This is a genomic window from Streptomyces clavifer, assembly GCF_036345975.1.
GTDB lineage: Bacteria > Actinomycetota > Actinomycetes > Streptomycetales > Streptomycetaceae > Streptomyces > Streptomyces clavifer.
In genome coordinates this window covers 5642146-5658159 of sequence record NZ_CP107793.1, presented here as the reverse complement: position 1 = coordinate 5658159, position 16014 = coordinate 5642146, and the positions used below count along the sequence as shown (strand labels likewise).

Here is a 16014-nt window from a genome sequence, read left to right as displayed (position 1 = left end):
CCGTACGCCGTTGCGTACGGGCCCTCGCTCCGTTCCGGTGCGGGTCGCGTTACCGGGGGTCGGGACCCGTGGCGACGGGGCGGGACTCGTCCGAGGACCACTCCGACCAGGACCCCGCGTACAGGGCTGCCCGGTGTCCGGCGATCTCCAGTGCCAGCACCTCGTGCGCGCCCGAGACGCCGGAGCCGCAATAGACACCGACCTCCGTGTCGCCGTCGGCACCCAGGGCGGAGAAGCGGGAGGCCAGCACGTCGGCGGGGAGGAAGCACCCGTCCTCGGCGACGTTCAGGGCGGTGGGGGCGGAGACCGCTCCCGGGATGTGGCCGCCCACCCGGTCGATCGGCTCCACGTCGCCGCGGTAGCGCTCGGCGGCCCGGGCGTCGAGCAGCAGGCCCGAGCCGGCCAGTGCCGCCGCGCCGTCGCCGTCCAGCAGGGGAAGCGCTCCCGGCACCGGCCGGAAGTCGCCCTCTGCGGGCTCCGGCGTCTTCGTGTCGAGCTCACCGGCCCACGCGCCCAGGCCGCCGTCCAGCACCCGGACATCGGGATGCCCGGACCAGCGCAGCAGCCACCAGGCACGGGCCGCGGCCCAGCCCTGCCCGCCGTCGTAGACCACCACCGGCGTGTCCGGGGAGACGCCGGCCCGCCGCATCACGGCTCCGAAGGTCTCCGGTTCGGGCAGGGGGTGACGGCCTCCGCTGCCCGCCGGACCGGCGAGCTCCGCGTCGAGATCGACGAACACCGCGCCGGGCAGGTGTCCCGCGTCGTAGTCGGCACGGCCGTGCGGGCCGCCCAGCTGCCAGCGGACGTCCAGGAGTACCGGCGGACGCGCCCCGGCCGACTCGCTCGCGTATTCGGATGCAGTGATGATGGGCTTCATGGGTGCCATCTTCGCGCAGGCGGCGTCCCGGGGTGCGATTCCAAAAGGGATTTACCGCGCAAAACCTGCCTTCCTGGCGACCGGACGCCGAAACGCGGCGCGGCCGGGGTGCCTGGGGAGCCCGGTGGTGCGAGCATCTGCACGGGGCGCCCGCGCCCGCATCCGTACCGCTGGACGGCGTACCGGCTCCGCTCCCCCGTGCGGCCGTTTCCGTCCGCCCGTACGGCCACCCCGATGGCACCAGGAGAGAGAAGAAGATGACCGAGGCTGCCGCCCGACGCACGCCCGGAGCACCGTGCTGGGTGAGTCTGATCGTGCACGGCCTGACCACGACCCAGGACTTCTACGGGCGGCTGTTCGGCTGGGAGTTCCGGCCTGGGCCCGAAGAGCTGGGTCCCTACGTCCGTGCCCTGCTGCGCGGGAAGGAGGTCGCGGGCATCGGGCAGCTGCCACCCGACCGGCACCTCCCGATCGCCTGGACGACCTACCTCGCCACGACGGACGCCGACGCCACCGCGGAGGCCATCCGGTCCTGCGGCGGCACCGTGGCCGTGGGGCCGATCGACGCCGGCCGTGCGGGCCGGCTCGCCATCGCCTCGGACCCGTGCGGGGCGGTCTTCGGCATCTGGCAGGCCGCGGAGCACCTCGGCACGGCCGAGGCCGGCACGCCGGGCACCCCTGTGTGGAACGAGCTGGTGACCCGGGAGACGTCATCGGTCGCGAAGTTCTACCAGGCCGTCTTCGGGTTCGAGACCGAGGCGGTCGTATCAGCCGACTTCGACTACCAGACGCTGCACCTGAAGGGCCGGCCGGTGGCGGCCCTGCACGGCGTGGGGCACGCCCTGCCACGTGACCGGGGACCGCACTGGATGACCTACTTCGAGGTGGCCGACACCGACGAGGCCACCGCGCGCGTGGTGGAGCTCGGCGGGCATGTGCTGCAGCAGCCCCGGGACGCGTCGAGCGGAAGGCTGGCCACCGTCGCGGACCCGGAGGGCGCGGTGTTCACGATGGTGCGGTCGGCGAGCAGCTGAACCCGGGCCTCCCGGGCAACCGGGAGGGCGGGGAAGGGTGATGGTCAGGACGCCCGGCGCGACGGCCGGACCGGACGCGGCTTTCAGGCCTCCGCGACCCTGCCAGGGCCGGGGCCCGGACTTCGTGGCGGGGTCCGGTGCGTCGCGGGGCTCGTACCGCCCTGATGTCGGACGGGGCGGGACTCCTCCGCCCTGATGTCAGGCGGACGGCACCGGAAGGACGTCCGGGGACAGTGCGCCCACACGAGCGGACACAGCAGTCATGCGGCGCCGGTGGTGTCGGCGGCAGAGGACCTCGTAACCCACGGCCTCCGCAGGGTGGTTCACGTCGCCGATCACGACCTGCTCGCCCTCGACCACCATCTCGCCGCCCACGGTGCGCGCGTTGTGCGTCGCCCGCGCGCCGCACCAGCACATCGCCTCGACCTGCAAGGTCTCCAACCGGTCGGCCAGCTCGATCAGGCGCTGCGAGCCGGGGAACAGCCGGGTCCGGAAGTCCGTCGTGATCCCGAACGCGAAGACGTCCAGGTCCAGTTCGTCCACGATCCGCGCCAACTGATCGATCTGGTCCGGAGCGAGGAACTGCGCCTCGTCCACGATCACGTAGTCGACCCTGCCGCCCCGTGACAGCTGGTCCACCACGTACCCGTACAGGTCCCGCCCGGGACCCGCCTCCACGGCCTCGGTCACCAGGCCCAGACGCGACGACAGCTTCCCCTCGCCGGCCCGGTCGTCACGCGTGAAGATCACGCCTTGAAGCCCTCGCGCGGACCGGTTGTGCCCGATCTGGAGCGCCAGTGTGCTCTTTCCGCAGTCCATGGTTCCGGAGAAGAACACAAGCTCGGGCATGAGAGGTCGAGCGCCTTTCGGGGGTGCGGTGCGGGTGGGGGGAGGCGGAGTCACGAACGTACTTCGAGGAGCGGGACCAGCTGTTCCACCGGTGTCAGCGAGCCGTGCATGCCGACCATCGCCGACTCGTGGGGCTCATTGACCGAGGCGGTGATCACCACGTCGTCGTGGGCGGCCGCCACCACGTCGCCGATCCTGCCGTACACGCGCTCGTCGATCTCCGGGCCGAACCAGCCGGCCGCGATGGCCTCGTCCCGTCCGGCCACCCAGAACTGCTCGCCGAGGACCTCTCGCCAGACGGTCAGCACATCGGCCTCGGCCCCCGGGACCGCGTACACGTGACGGGCGCGGCCCTCGCCGCCGAGCAGGGCGACTCCGGCACGGAGCTCCCAGTCCTCGTCGAAGTCGATACGGGACTGTTCGTCGAACGGGATGTCGATCATCCCGTGGTCGGCGGTGATGTACAGCGCCGAGCGGGGCGGAAGCTGTTCGGCGAGACGCCGTGCGAGGCCGTCGACGTACATCAGCTGGCCGCGCCAGGCGTCGGAGTCGACGCCGAAGCGGTGCCCCTTGCCGTCGACCTCGCTGTAGTAGGTGTAGACGAGCGACCGGTCGCCGGCCGCGAGCCGCTCGGCGGCGAGGTCCATCCGGTCCTCGCCGGACAGTCGGCCGAGGAACGATCCTCCGCTCAGCGCGACCTTCGTGAGCGGGGTCTGCTCGAAGTCGGGGGCGGAGACCTGGGCGGTGCGCACGCCCGCGGCGTCGGCCAGCTGGAAGACGGTGGGGTACGGCTGCCAGACCTTCGGCTCGGTCCACGGCTTCCAGCGGAGCTGGTTCATCAGCGCGCCGGTTTCCGGATTGCGCGCGGTGTAGCCGGGAAGGCCGTGCCTGCCCGGGGGCAGTCCCGTACCGACCGAGGCGAGGGAGGTCGCCGTGGTGGACGGGAAGCCCGCGGTGACCGGACGGCCGGTGCCGCCGCGAGAGGTGGGGAGCAAGGAGTGCAGGAAGGGGGCCTCGTCCGGGTGGGCCTTGATCTGCTCCCAGCCGAGCCCGTCGATCAGGAAGACGCAGTTCCGGTCGGCGGGGGTCAGCTCCGGGATCGTCGCCTCGAATCCGGGTACGCCCTGGCCTGCGGCGAGCGTCGGCAGCAGGTCGGCGAGCGAGCCGCTGCCGTACTCGGGCACGGGGGCGGTCTCGGGAGCGAGCAGAACGGGGTCCTGCCAGGCCGGCTGGACCATCAGCGGCCGGTCGCCGCGGTCGCGGCCGTGGCCTCGGAGAGTGCCTGCGCGAAGGCGAGGGTCTGGCGCACGGTGTCCGGGCCGTCCCCGGCCTCGCTGACACGCAGGCTCAGGTCGTCGGCGGTGGAACTGCCCGTGTAGCCGTGGTCGGCCTCGCAGTTGGGGTCGCCGCAGGCAGCGGGCTCGAGGTCGAGCCGGGAGACCGCTCCCCAGCCGATCGTCAGGACGACCTCACGGGGCAGGGTGCCGGGCACGTACTTCTCGGGGTTGGCGACCACGCGGGAGACCACGACGGACGAGATCCGGTCGAGCTTGACGGACTCGGTGGACGTCGTGGCGTACGGAGTGGGGGAGCTGGTGTCGGCGGCCTGCTCGTCGGTGTGGCTGACGATGAAGCGGGTGTCCGTCAGGACGAGGACCGTGACATGGCGGCGCACCTCGTTGGAGTCGAAGGTGGTCTCCTGGTGCACCAGGTACGAAGCGACCGGCTCCCCGCCGACGGCGGCCTCCACCGCCTCGGCCACGAGGGCCGGGTAGTAGCCGCTGCGCTCGATCGCCGCGCGCAGCCCCTGGGTCGTCGTACCGGTCTTTGCCATACGGACCATCCTACGGGGGGCCGGTGACTGCCGGGCACGCCGTGCGCGCCTCCGTGACGGGTGAGCAGTCAGTAACTGGGGAGGCGACGGGGACCGAGGTCGGTGCGGGCCGGCGGCGGGGCGAGCCGGACACTCGCCCCGAGCACGGTCAGCCCCTGCGTGGCGACGACGACGGGCTCCAGGGCGACCGAGACCACCTCGGGGTGGTCGTCGACCAGCCGGGAGACCCTCAGCAGAAGCTCTTCGAGCGCCGCGGTGTCCGCCGGTGCGGAGCCGCGCCAGCCGAACAGCACCGGCGCCGCCCTGATCGAGCGGATCAGCTCGGCGGCGTCGCGGTCGGTGGCGGGCACGAGCCGGTGGGCGGTGTCGCCGAGCAGTTCGGAGGGCGCTCCGGCCAGGCCGAAGGAGAGGACGGCCCCGGCTGCGGCGTCGATCGAGGCGCGTACGACGGTGTCGACTCCTCGCGGCGCCATGGCCTGGACGACCGGCCGCAGCTCCACGGGGGTGCCGAGCAGGTCGGTCAGCTCCTCGTAGGCGCGGCGCAGGGCGCTCTCGTTCACGAGGTCGAGCCGGACGCCGCCCAGGTCGGCGCGGTGCCGGAGGTGGGGCGCGGTGGTCTTGAGGGCCACCGGGTAGCCGAGCCGCCCCGCGGCGTTGACGGCGGCCTCCGCGTCGGGGGCCGGGAGAGCGGGCCGTACGAAGACCCCGTAGAGGCCGAGCAGCTCGCCTGCCTCGTCGTGGGTGAGCGGGCGGCCCCGCGGGTCGGGCCCGGGTCCGAGCAGCCGCTCGATCAGGGCCGCGGTGCCCGGCTCGTCGATCGTGTCGTCCAGGAACTCGGGGACCTTGCCGGGGGCGGCTGCCTGACGCCGCCACTGTGCGTACTTCACGGCCTCGGCGAGCGCCCGGACGGCCCGTTCGGCAGCGGGATAGGCGGGGATGCGCCCGATGCGGGGCCCGGGGGCGCCTACGTCTCCACCCGGCTCGGGGGCACGTGCGGCGCCGCCGGTCCCCGGGGGGCGTGCGGCGCCGGCCGCCGGGCCGGATGCGGACTCCGCGGTGCGGCCCGCCCCGGAACCCGCCGGAGCGGCGGTCCCCCGCGCGGCCGGGGGGCCGGAGGGGCCCGCACCCGTCATGGCTCCTGGTGCCCCCTGGACGTACGGACCCGCGGCGCGCGACGCCCCCGGGTCCACGTCGCGCGGTCCAGTCGGACCGGTGGTGGTGCCGCCCGTGGTCCCACCGCCGGGCCCGGCCCCCTGGGCACTGCCGGACGCCGGGGCGCCTTCCCCGGGCGGAGCGGCCGTGCTCGACGCGGCGGCCAGCGCATGGGCCAGGCCGCCCATCTCCACGTGGACGACCGCCACCGGCTTGGCGGGACCCGAGGCCGCGGCCTCGCGCAGCGCGGCGGCGAGCACCTCGCCGTCGCCCGTCTCCGCCTCGCCGTTCTCCCCCACCCAGGGGATCGCCGTCACGATCACGGCGTCGCAGGTCTGGTCGGCGAGCGCCTCGGCCAGCGCGTCCCGGAAGTGCCCGGGTCCCGCCGCCGTGGTGAGGTCGCGGGGCGGTCGCGGACGCAACCCCTCGGTCAGGCAGGCGTCGTACGTGAGGAGGCCGAGGGACTCGGAGTTGCCGAGGATCGCCACGCGGGGGCCGGCCGGCAGCGGCTGGTCCGCGAGGAGCAGCCCCGCGTCGACCATCTCCGTCACCGTGTCGACACGGATCACGCCGGCCTGCCGCATCAGTGCGGAGACCGTCGCGTCGGGGATCCGGCTGACCGGCACGGCGTGCCCGGGCGGCATGGATCCGCTGTGCCTGGCCCCCTTGACCACGACCACGGGCTTGACCGCTGCCGTGCGGCGGGCGAGCCGGGTGAACTTGCGCGGGTTGCCGAGCGATTCGAGGTACAGCAGGGCCACATCGGTGTCCTGGTCCTCGAACCAGTACTGCAGGAAGTCGTTTCCGGAGATGTCGGCCCGGTTGCCCGCCGAGATGAAGGTCGACAGTCCCGCCCCGCGGCGGTGCAGGCCGGAGAGGACGGCGATCCCGATCGCGCCGGACTGGGTGAACAGGCCGATGCGGCCGGCCCGGGGGGACTCGGGGGCGAGGGAGGCGTTGAGCCGTACCGCGTCGGAGGTGTTGATGATGCCGAAGGCGTTCGGTCCGATGATCCGCATGCCGTACGAGCGGGCCTGCCGGACCAGTTCGCGCTGCCGCTCCCGGCCTTCGGTGCCGCGCTCGGCGTAGCCGGCGGAGAGGACGACGAGGCCCTGGACCCCGTGCTCCCCGCAGTCGGCGACCACCTCGGGCACCCGGTCGGCGGGGACGGCGACGATCGCGAGATCGACCTGTTCGCCGATCTCGCCGACGGAGCGGTGCGCGGGGACGCCGTCCACCGCGGCCGTGCCGGCGGCGAACGACCGGTTCACGGCGTACGCGCGTCCGGTGAAGCCGGAGCCGAGCAGATTGCGCAGCACGGTGCGGCCCACGCCGCCGGGTGCACGCCCGGTGCCGATGACGGCGACGGAGCCGGGAGCCAGCAGCCGCTGCACGGAGCGCGACTCGGCCCGCTGCTCACGGCCGCGCTGCACGGCGAGCGACTCGGCGGTCGGTTCCAGGTCGAGCGTCAGGTGGACGGACCCGTCCTCGAAGCTCCGGTGCTGGGTGTACCCGGCATCGCGGAACACCTTGATCATCTTGTTGTTCGCGGGCAGCACTTCGGCGGCGAAGCGGCGGATGCCCCGCTCGCGGGCGACTGCCGCGATGTGTTCGAGGAGGGCCGAGGCCACCCCGCGGCCCTGGTGGGCGTCCTGGACGAGGAAGGCGACCTCCGCCTCGTCGGCGGGGGCGGAGGCGGGCCTGCCCTGCTCGTTGATCCGGTCGTAGCGGACGGTGGCGATGAACTCCCCGCCGATGGTGACGGCCAGACCCACCCGGTCGACGTAGTCGTGATGGGTGAAGCGGTGCACGTCCTTCGCGGAGAGACGCGGATACGGGGCGAAGAAGCGGTAGTACTTCGACTCGTCGGACACCTGCTCGTAGAAGCTGACCAGCCGGTCGGCGTCGTCCGTGGTGATGGGCCTGATGCGCGCGGTGCCGCCGTCGCGGAGCACCACGTCCGCCTCCCAGTGATCGGGGTACGCATGATGCGGACTCTGCTCCGGCGTGGGCTCCATGGGCAAAGCCTACGGCCCGCCGCACCGGTAGCGGAGGGTTCGGTGCGCGGGCACGCTGAGGGAGCCGGCGCGGCGGTGGCCCGCAGGCCGGAGCCCGGGCACAGCAGTGCGCACTGCATGAGAGACTGGTCTAGACAACCTATTGATACGTGAAGGGCAGAACCATGGCTGAGCGCCGCGTCAACGTCGGTTGGGCCGAGGGCCTGCACGCCCGCCCCGCTTCCATCTTCGTCCGTGCCGCCACGGCCTCCGGCGTCCCGGTGACGATCTCCAGGGCCGACGGCACCCCGGTGAACGCCGCGTCGATGCTCGCGGTGCTCGGCCTGGGCGCGCAGGGTGGCGAGGAGATCGTGCTCGCGTCCGAGGCGGACGACTCCGAAGTCGCCCTGGACCGTCTGGCGAAGCTGGTCGCCGAGGGGCTCGACGAGCTCCCGGAGACCGTCTGATCCGACCGGCCCGCACCGGATCGATTTCTGCGGCGAAGCCGCGGCACCCCTCGGGGAGCCGCGGCTTTTCTGTTTCCGGAACGGGGCGGGAAGATCGCACGCCGACCGGAATTACGGCAGCATAAAGAAAGCCCTGCGTTAATTACCTTCTTTGTATACGGCGCAATTGTTAATGACGGACGCCCGCGATGTTTACGGCGTGTTGCGAAGTCCTCACCCGGGGCGGATCCGCCGCGTGCCCGGGGCGGTCCGTGCGGCGCAGCCGGTGTGCGGCCGTGGCACGCTCGGTGTGCAGGGTGGCGAGCGCCCTGGCCCGCTCCGCGTCACCACGCGCCACCGCGTCCACGAGAGCACCGTGCTCGGCCCAGGAGTCGGCGGGCCGGGCCGGCTGCTCGACCGCGTACATCCAGGCGATCTTGTGCCGGAGCTGGGTGAGCAGCGCGATGAGCGCGGGGCTTCCCGAAGCCTGGGCCAGCGTCTCGTGGAACCAGCCACCGAGAGAGCGCAGGTCCTCCCCCTCGCCGCGGCGCACCCTCTCCTGCCCCAGCCTGACCAGGCCTCGGAGCACCTTGAGGTGTGCCTCCGTGCGTCGCTGCGCGGCCCGGGCGGCACCGAGGGGCTCCAGGAGCATCCGTATCTCCAGCAGGTCGGCGGCCTCCTGTTCGGTGGGCTCGGCGACGCACGCCCCCGCGTGCCGACGGGTGACGACGAACCCCTCGGACTCCAGGGTGCGCAGCGCCTCGCGCACCGGGACGCGGGAGACGCCGTAGCGACGCGCGAGCACCTCCTCGGTGAGGCGGCTGCCACGCTCGAAGACACCGGAGACGATGTCGTCACGGATTGCCGTGCATACCGAATGCGCAGGAATGCGCATGTCCGAACCTCCGCCTTAATCCCCGCGCAACGCGGCCGATCGACGCCTGTTCTGTGACTCTATTGCAATCAGCCAGAATTTCCGAAGGCGGAGCGGAATCCATGCATATCTTCTGTCCTGAAAGCACTTCTGCTCAGCTTCGGCCCGTACCTTCTCCGGCAGCACGACGAAGGCCCCGGCGGTGCCGGGGCCTTCGTCGTCAGCGGAGTCGTGCGAGGCGGGTCAGACCTGGACTCCGTGGGCGCGGAGGTAGGCGACGGGGTCCATGTCGGAGCCGTACTCCGGCGTGGTCCTCGCCTCGAAGTGCAGGTGGGGTCCGGTGGAGTTGCCGGTCGAACCGGAGAGGCCGATCTGCTGGCCCGACGTGACGCTCTGGCCGACCGAGACCCCCATCGAGGACAGGTGGCCGTACTGGGTGTACGTGCCGTCCGCCATCCGGAGCACGATGTTGTTGCCGTACGCACCGCCCCAGCCCGCCTCGACGACCGTGCCGGCGCCGACCGCGACGACGGAACTGCCGGATGCGGCCCGGAAGTCCACGCCCGAGTGGCTGCCGGAGGACCAGAGGGCGCCGCCGGACTTGTAGCCGGTGGTCACCTGGGAGCCGGCGACCGGGAGGTGGAAGGCGTTCAGCCGGGCGCGCTCGGCGGCGCGGGCGGCGCGCGCCTCGGCCTCACGGGCCTCCTTGGCGCGGGCTTCGGCCTTGCGCTTCGCCTCGGCCTCGGCCTTCGCCCTGGCCTTGGCTTCCGCCTTAGCCTTCGCTTCGGCCTTGGCGGCGAGGTCGGCCTGGTGCTGCTGGGCCTTCGCCTGGGCGGCGATCTGGTCGGCGAGCGTGGAGTCGATCGCGACGGCCTGGGTCAGGCCGGTACTGCCCGCGGTGAGGGCCTCGGAGTCCGCGGCGAGGGCCGGGGAGGACACACCGCCGATGACACCGGTGGTGGCCAGGGCCGCGATGCCGGCGACCTGAGCGCTCCTGCGCGTCAGACGGCTCGGGGCACGGTGCTTCCCGGTGGCTCGGGTGAACGCCATGGAGGGGCTGATCCTTTCCTTCCTTCTCGCCTACCGGGTTAGCTGACGGGTTCGGAGCAGGAAGGTCTCCTACGGGCCCCTCCACCCCGTGCGAGGGCGCAGGCGTCCGATTCACCCCAGGGACTTCGTGGGTCCCCGGCTCCCCAGGCTCGCGCCTGACGGGGACTCGGCGATGGCTGTCCGGCGCCGCGGACGCGGCATATGTCTGGCGGACAGCCGGGCCGACGCTAGGCCGGGCGCCTTTCCGGCGCCAAACGGATCAGGTCTTTTGTCGCACATCCCACAGGGCATACCGCAACTCTCCCCCCAAAGGGGGCAAAAGGGAGGACCCCGGCGAGAACGCTCTCGCCGGGGTCCGTACCGCCCTGACACGTCAGCCGCTGACGACCGACACCTCTCCGATACCCAGCGCCCTGACGGGCTCCGCGATCTGGGCGGCGTCCCCGACGAGGACGGTGACCAGACGGTCGACCGGGAAGGCGTTGACCACCGCTGCGGTCGCCTCCACCGTGCCGGTCTCGGCCAGGCGGGCGTAGAGCTGGGCCTGGTAGTCGTCCGGGAGGTGCTGCTCCACCTGGTCGGCCAGGGTCCCTGCGACGGAGGCCGCCGTCTCGAACTTCAGCGGAGCCACACCCACGAGGTTCTGCACCGCCGTCTCGCGCTCGGCGTCCGTGAGCCCTTCGGCCGCCAGTGTGCGCAGGACCTTCCAGAGGTCTTCCAGCGCGGGCCCGGTGGACTCCGTGTCCACGGAACCGCTGATGGCGAGCATCGCGGCACCGGTCGCCCCGGAGGAGGATCCGGGTGCCGTGGAGCGCAGGACCTGCCCGAAGGCGCGGACCCCGTAGGTGTAGCCCTTCTCCTCCCGCAGCACGCGGTCCAGTCGGGAGGTGAGCGTGCCTCCCAGGCAGTACGTGCCGAGGACCTGGGCGGGCCAGACGCTGTCGTGCCGGTCGGCGCCGATGCGGCCGATCAGCAGTTGGGTCTGCACGGCCCCGGGGCGGTCGACGACGACCACGCGGCCGGTGTCGTCCGCGGTGATCGGCGGTACCGGGCGGGACACCCCGGCGTTGCCCGACCAGTCGCCGACCGTGTCGGCCAGCAGCGCGTCCAGGTCGACCCCGGTGAGGTCACCGACGATCACGGCCGTCGCGGTGGACGGGCGGATGTGGGCGTCGTAGAACGCGCGCACGGCCGCCGCGTCGATCCGGCGCACCGTCTCCTCGGTTCCCTGACGCGGGCGCGACATGCGCGCCGTCGTGGGGAAGAGCTCCTTGGAGAGCTGCTTGGCGGCGCGGCGGGCCGGGTTGGCCTGCTCGTGCGGGATCTCGTCGAGACGGTTGCCGACCAGGCGCTCCACCTCGCTCTCGGAGAAGGCGGGCGCCCGCAGCGCCTCGGCGACCAGGCCGAGCGCCTTGGCGAGCCGGGAGACCGGGACCTCCAGGGAGACACGGACCCCCGGGTGGTCGGCGGACGCGTCGAGGGTGGCGCCGCAGCGCTCCAGCTCGGCGGCGAACTCCTCCGCGGAGCGCTTGTCCGTACCCTCGGACAGCGCACGCGCCATGATCGTGGCCACGCCGTCCAGGCCCTCGGGCTCGGCGTCCAGGGGCGCGTCCAGGAAGATCTCCACGGCGACGACCTGCTGGCCGGGGCGGTGGCACCGCAGCACGGTCAGGCCGTTGGGCAGGGCTCCCCGCTCGGGTGCGGGAAAGGCCCAGGGCCTGGCCTCGCCTGCGGTCGGCTGCGGGTGGTACTGCATGGCTACTCCAGTCACGGCGGCGTCGGTCACTTGTCGGCCCCCTCGTGCGCGTCGGTGCCGTCCGTCTCGTCGGCCGGCTCGACCGGCTCGTAGACCAGGACGGCCCGGTTGTCGGGACGCAGGTGCGCCCGGGCGGCCTCCTGGACCTCCTGGGCGGTGACGTCGAGCACCCTCCGCACCGCGGTCAGGGCGAGCTGCGGGTCACCGAACAGGACCGCGTACCGGCACAGTTCGTCGGCGCGGCCCGAGACCGTACCGAGCCGGTCCAGCCACTCGCGCTCCAACTGGGCCTGCGCCCGTTCCATTTCCTCGGGCGTCGGGCCCTCCGCGGCGAACCGGGCGAGCTCCTCGTCGACGGCCGCCTCGATCTGCGGCACCTCGACGCCACCGGACGTCTTGACGTCCAGCCAGCCCAGGGAGGGGGCTCCGGAGAGCCTGAGCAGCCCGAATCCCGCGGCCACCGCCGTACGGTCGCGGCGGACCAGGCGGTTGTGCAGCCGGGACGACTCGCCCCCGCCGAGCACGGTCAGCGCCAGGTCAGCGGCGTCGCACTCACGCGTGCCGTCGTGCGGCAGCCGGTAGGCGGCCATCAGGGCGCGCGCCGGCACCTCCTCGTGGACCACCTCGCGCAGCTGCTCGCCGATGGTGCCGGGCAGCGTGCCGTCGCGCGGCGGCTGCTTGCCGTCGTGGGAGGGGATGGAGCCGAAGTACTTCTCGATCCAGGCGAGCGTCTGCTCCGGGTCGATGTCCCCGACCACCGAGAGCACCGCGTTGTTCGGCGCGTAGTACGTCCGGAAGAACGTCTGCGCGTCCTCCAGCGTGGCGGCGTCCAGGTCCGCCATCGAACCGATCGGCGTGTGGTGGTACGGGTGGCCCTCCGGGTACGCGAGGGCCGTGAGCTTCTCGAACGCCGTGCCGTACGGGACGTTGTCGTACCGCTGGCGGCGCTCGTTCTTCACGACGTCGCGCTGGTTCTCCATGGACTCCTCGTCGAGCGCGGCGAGCAGGGAGCCCATCCGGTCGGCCTCGAGCCACAGGGCCAGCTCCAGCTGGTGCGTGGGCATCGTCTCGAAGTAGTTGGTGCGCTCGAAGCTGGTGGTGCCGTTGAGGGAGCCCCCGGCCCCCTGCACCAGCTCGAAGTGCCCGTTCCCCTTGACCTGGCCGGAGCCCTGGAACATCAGGTGCTCGAAGAGGTGGGCGAGGCCGGTGCGTCCCTTGACCTCGTGGCGGGAACCGACGTCGTACCAGAGGCAGACCGCGGCGACCGGGGTCAGATGGTCCTCGGAGAGCACGACGCGCAGGCCGTTGGCCAAGCGGTGCTCGGTCGCCGTCAAGCCGCCGGAACCGGCCTGGGCTGTGGCCGTGTGACCCATGGGCATGTACGTCCCTTCGATCGATACAGGATTTCCTGCCGGACCTGCCACTGTAAGCAAGCGCACGGGCACCTGGCGAAGTTCCCGTTCCGTGGATGTTGTCGTAGATGCTGCCGTAAACAGGGGTTTCGAGGAGGCCCTCGGGACCGCTTCGGACGGGTCGAGGTCGGCGTTGTCGGTACGGCGGGCCACAATGGTCCGCGTCAGAACTTGAGGTTGCCCGACAGAATCTGTGAAGGAGTCGCAGCCGCGATGGCCCGCCGCAGCACGAAAACCCCGCCGCCGGACGACTTCGAGGAGAAGATCCTCGACATCGACGTCGTCGACGAAATGCAGGGCTCCTTCCTCGAGTACGCGTACTCGGTGATCTACTCCCGCGCTCTGCCCGACGCCCGCGACGGCATGAAGCCCGTGCACCGCCGCATCGTGTCCCAGATGAACGAGATGGGGCTGCGCCCCGACCGCGGCTATGTGAAGTGCGCCCGTGTCGTCGGTGAGGTCATGGGCAAGTTGCACCCGCACGGTGACGCCTCGATCTATGACGCACTGGTGCGCATGGCACAGCCGTTCTCCATGCGTCTGCCCCTCGTCGACGGTCATGGCAACTTCGGCTCGCTCGGCAACGACGACCCGCCGGCCGCCATGCGGTACACCGAGTGCCGGATGGCCGACGCCACGTCACTGATGACGGAGTCCATCGACGAGGACACCGTCGACTTCCAGTCGAACTACGACGGCCAGGAGCAGGAGCCGGTCGTCCTCCCCGCGGCGTACCCGAACCTCCTGGTCAACGGCGCCTCCGGGATCGCCGTCGGCATGGCGACCAACATGCCCCCGCACAACCTCGGGGAGGTGATCGCGGCCGCCCGCCACCTCATCAGGCATCCGGGTGCCGACCTGGAAACCCTGATGCGCTTCGTGCCCGGCCCCGACCTGCCGACCGGCGGCCGGATCGTCGGCCTCGGCGGCATCAAGGACGCGTACGCGGCCGGGCGGGGCACGTTCAAGATCCGCGCGACCGTCGCCATAGAGAACGTCACGGCCCGCCGCAAGGGCCTCGTCGTGACGGAACTCCCCTTCACCGTCGGCCCGGAGAAGGTGATCGCCAAGATCAAGGACCTGGTCGGGTCCAAGAAGCTCCAGGGCATCGCCGACGTCAAGGACCTCACGGACCGGTCCCACGGTCTGCGCCTGGTGATCGAGGTCAAGAACGGCTTCGTGCCCGAGGCCGTTCTGGAGCAGCTCTACAAGCTGACGCCGATGGAGGAGTCCTTCGGCATCAACAACGTGGCACTGGTGGACGGACAGCCGCTCACCCTGGGGCTCAAGGAGCTCCTGGAGGTCTATCTCGACCACCGCTTCGAGGTCGTGCGCCGGCGCAGCGAGTTCCGCAGGACCAAGCGCCGCGACCGGCTGCACCTGGTCGAGGGTCTCCTCGTCGCCCTGCTCGACATCGACGAGGTCATCCGCCTCATCCGGGACAGCGACAACTCGGCGCAGGCGAAGGAACGCCTGATGGAGCGCTTCTCGCTGAGTGAGATCCAGACGCAGTACATCCTGGACACCCCGCTGCGCAGGCTCACCCGGTTCGACCGGATCGAGCTGGAGGGCGAGCGCGACCGGCTCGCCGATGAGATCGCCGCGCTGACGGCGATCCTGGATTCGGACGCGGAGCTGCGCAAGCTCGTCTCGTCCGAACTCGCCGCGGTGGCGAAGAAGTTCGGCACCGACCGGCGCACCGTGCTGCTGGAGTCGGCCGGATCGCAGGTGGCCGCCGTACCGCTGGAGGTCGCCGACGACCCGTGCCGGGTGCTCCTCTCCTCGACGGGCCTGCTGGCCCGGACGGCCAACGCCGATCCGATCGTCGTCGCCGAGGACGCCAAGCGCACGAAGCACGACGTGATCGTCTCGGCCGTACCCGCGACGGCCCGCGGCGACGTGGGTGCGGTGACGTCCGCCGGGCGGCTGCTGCGGCTATCGGTGATCGATCTGCCGCAGCTGCCGGACACCCACGCGGCTCCCAATCTCTCCGGAGGGGCTCAGATCTCGGAGTTCCTCACCCTGGAGACGGGCGAGGAGCTGGTCTGCCTCACCACCCTGGACGAGGAGTCCCCCGGGCTGGCCATCGGCACCCTGCAGGGGGTGGTGAAGCGCGTGGTGCCCGACTACCCGGCGAACAAGGACGAGTTGGAGGTCATCTCGCTCAGGGACGGCGACCGCATCGTCGGTGCGACGGAGTTGCGTACGGGCGAGGAGGACCTGGTCTTCATCACGTCGGACGCTCAGCTGCTGCGTTATCCGGCGGCACAGGTACGTCCGCAGGGTCGTCCGGCGGGCGGCATGGCGGGCGTCAAGCTCACGGAGGGTGCCACGGTGCTCTCGTTCACCGCGGTCGATCCCGCGGCCGACGCCGTGGTCTTCACGGTGGCCGGGTCGCACGGCACGCTGGACGATTCGGAGCTGACCTCGAAGCTCACCCCGTTCGACCAGTACCCGCGCAAGGGCAGGGCCACCGGCGGGGTGCGCTGCCAGCGCTTCCTCAAGGGCGAGGACGTCCTGGTGTTCGCCTGGGCGGGCGGTCTTCCGGCCCGGGCCGCGCAGAAGAGCGGCGCGCCCGCGGTGCTGCCCGCCCCGGATCCGCGCCGCGACGGCTCGGGGACGCCACTGGTCGGCCCGGTCGCGGTGATCGCCGGACCGCTGTAACCATCGGCGGGCACGGCGGCGGGGCCGGTCGGGCCCCGTCCGCCGTCCGGCCCGGCTGTCGCCGGGTCC

Annotated in this window: 12 protein-coding genes and 1 riboswitch; of the genes, 3 read left to right on the top strand and 9 right to left on the bottom strand. The window is 72.1% G+C overall.

The window, feature by feature from the left end; all coding sequences use genetic code 11:
• Positions 1-49: 49 nt before the first annotated feature.
• Positions 50-877, bottom strand: coding sequence for a sulfurtransferase (locus tag OG927_RS24825; protein ID WP_330320791.1), 828 nt, complete (start codon positions 875-877; stop codon positions 50-52).
• Between the two features lie 257 nt (positions 878-1134).
• On the opposite strand from OG927_RS24825, the gene OG927_RS24820 reads away from it, so the two are divergent.
• On the top strand, positions 1135-1911 hold the full coding sequence (locus OG927_RS24820; RefSeq protein ID WP_056790728.1) for a VOC family protein: 777 nt from the start codon (positions 1135-1137) through the stop codon (positions 1909-1911).
• A 198-nt stretch (positions 1912-2109) separates the two neighbouring features.
• Here the strand turns inward: OG927_RS24820 and OG927_RS24815 are convergent, their stop codons facing one another.
• From OG927_RS24815 to OG927_RS24800, 4 genes are all read right to left on the bottom strand, one after another.
• Positions 2110-2760 carry a thymidine kinase gene (locus tag OG927_RS24815; RefSeq protein WP_056790731.1) on the bottom strand — a complete coding sequence of 217 codons (651 nt, stop codon included), beginning with the start codon at positions 2758-2760 and terminating at the stop codon, positions 2110-2112.
• Positions 2761-2810: 50 nt separating this feature from the next.
• A complete protein-coding gene (locus OG927_RS24810; protein WP_056790735.1) occupies positions 2811-3998 on the bottom strand; it encodes an alkaline phosphatase family protein in 1188 nt (395 codons plus the stop codon).
• Entirely contained in the window at positions 3998-4594 is a 597-nt protein-coding gene (locus tag OG927_RS24805; RefSeq protein ID WP_056790739.1) for a DUF5998 family protein, read from the bottom strand. The genes OG927_RS24810 and OG927_RS24805 overlap by 1 nt, the downstream gene beginning before the upstream one ends.
• A 68-nt stretch (positions 4595-4662) precedes the next feature.
• On the bottom strand, positions 4663-7764 hold the full coding sequence (locus tag OG927_RS24800) for a bifunctional acetate--CoA ligase family protein/GNAT family N-acetyltransferase (RefSeq protein WP_330320790.1): 3102 nt from the start codon (positions 7762-7764) through the stop codon (positions 4663-4665).
• A 164-nt stretch (positions 7765-7928) separates the two neighbouring features.
• Here OG927_RS24800 and OG927_RS24795 point away from each other — a divergent pair, with 164 nt between their 5' ends.
• Positions 7929-8210 carry an HPr family phosphocarrier protein gene (locus OG927_RS24795; protein WP_056790745.1) on the top strand — a complete coding sequence of 94 codons (282 nt, stop codon included), beginning with the start codon at positions 7929-7931 and terminating at the stop codon, positions 8208-8210.
• 169 nt (positions 8211-8379) lie between these two features.
• Here OG927_RS24795 and OG927_RS24790 read toward each other — a convergent pair whose 3' ends face one another.
• The 4 genes from OG927_RS24790 to OG927_RS24775 all read right to left on the bottom strand — a co-directional run bounded on the left by OG927_RS24790 (position 8380) and on the right by OG927_RS24775 (position 13248).
• Complete coding sequence (locus OG927_RS24790) at positions 8380-9084, bottom strand: GntR family transcriptional regulator (protein ID WP_056790748.1); 705 nt, start codon at positions 9082-9084, stop codon at positions 8380-8382.
• 222 nt (positions 9085-9306) lie between these two features.
• Entirely contained in the window at positions 9307-10113 is an 807-nt protein-coding gene (locus OG927_RS24785; RefSeq protein WP_056790751.1) for a M23 family metallopeptidase, read from the bottom strand.
• Positions 10114-10126: 13 nt separating this feature from the next.
• Positions 10127-10295: riboswitch (cyclic di-AMP (ydaO/yuaA leader) on the bottom strand.
• A 191-nt stretch (positions 10296-10486) separates the two neighbouring features.
• Positions 10487-11869, bottom strand: coding sequence for a M16 family metallopeptidase (locus tag OG927_RS24780; protein ID WP_319099297.1), 1383 nt, complete (start codon positions 11867-11869; stop codon positions 10487-10489).
• 26 nt (positions 11870-11895) lie between these two features.
• Positions 11896-13248: a M16 family metallopeptidase gene (locus tag OG927_RS24775; RefSeq protein WP_319099253.1), complete on the bottom strand. Its 1353-nt coding sequence runs from the start codon at positions 13246-13248 to the stop codon at positions 11896-11898.
• Positions 13249-13494: 246 nt separating this feature from the next.
• Here OG927_RS24775 and OG927_RS24770 point away from each other — a divergent pair, with 246 nt between their 5' ends.
• A complete protein-coding gene (locus tag OG927_RS24770; RefSeq protein WP_124280999.1) occupies positions 13495-15945 on the top strand; it encodes a DNA gyrase/topoisomerase IV subunit A in 2451 nt (816 codons plus the stop codon).
• Positions 15946-16014 lie beyond the last annotated feature (69 nt).

What these genes read in the sequence shown, in the direction of transcription:
- OG927_RS24790 (WP_056790748.1), bottom strand. Translation starts at nt 9,084, where the DNA reads ATGCGCATTCCTGCGCATTCGGTATGCACGGCAATCCGTGACGACATC.
- OG927_RS24820 (WP_056790728.1), top strand. Translation starts at nt 1,135, where the DNA reads ATGACCGAGGCTGCCGCCCGACGCACGCCCGGAGCACCGTGCTGGGTG.
- OG927_RS24815 (WP_056790731.1), bottom strand. Translation starts at nt 2,760, where the DNA reads ATGCCCGAGCTTGTGTTCTTCTCCGGAACCATGGACTGCGGAAAGAGC.
- OG927_RS24770 (WP_124280999.1), top strand. Translation starts at nt 13,495, where the DNA reads ATGGCCCGCCGCAGCACGAAAACCCCGCCGCCGGACGACTTCGAGGAG.
- OG927_RS24780 (WP_319099297.1), bottom strand. Translation starts at nt 11,869, where the DNA reads ATGCAGTACCACCCGCAGCCGACCGCAGGCGAGGCCAGGCCCTGGGCC.
- OG927_RS24795 (WP_056790745.1), top strand. Translation starts at nt 7,929, where the DNA reads ATGGCTGAGCGCCGCGTCAACGTCGGTTGGGCCGAGGGCCTGCACGCC.
- OG927_RS24785 (WP_056790751.1), bottom strand. Translation starts at nt 10,113, where the DNA reads ATGGCGTTCACCCGAGCCACCGGGAAGCACCGTGCCCCGAGCCGTCTG.
- OG927_RS24800 (WP_330320790.1), bottom strand. Translation starts at nt 7,764, where the DNA reads ATGGAGCCCACGCCGGAGCAGAGTCCGCATCATGCGTACCCCGATCAC.
- OG927_RS24775 (WP_319099253.1), bottom strand. Translation starts at nt 13,248, where the DNA reads ATGCCCATGGGTCACACGGCCACAGCCCAGGCCGGTTCCGGCGGCTTG.
- OG927_RS24825 (WP_330320791.1), bottom strand. Translation starts at nt 877, where the DNA reads ATGAAGCCCATCATCACTGCATCCGAATACGCGAGCGAGTCGGCCGGG.
- OG927_RS24805 (WP_056790739.1), bottom strand. Translation starts at nt 4,594, where the DNA reads ATGGCAAAGACCGGTACGACGACCCAGGGGCTGCGCGCGGCGATCGAG.
- OG927_RS24810 (WP_056790735.1), bottom strand. Translation starts at nt 3,998, where the DNA reads ATGGTCCAGCCGGCCTGGCAGGACCCCGTTCTGCTCGCTCCCGAGACC.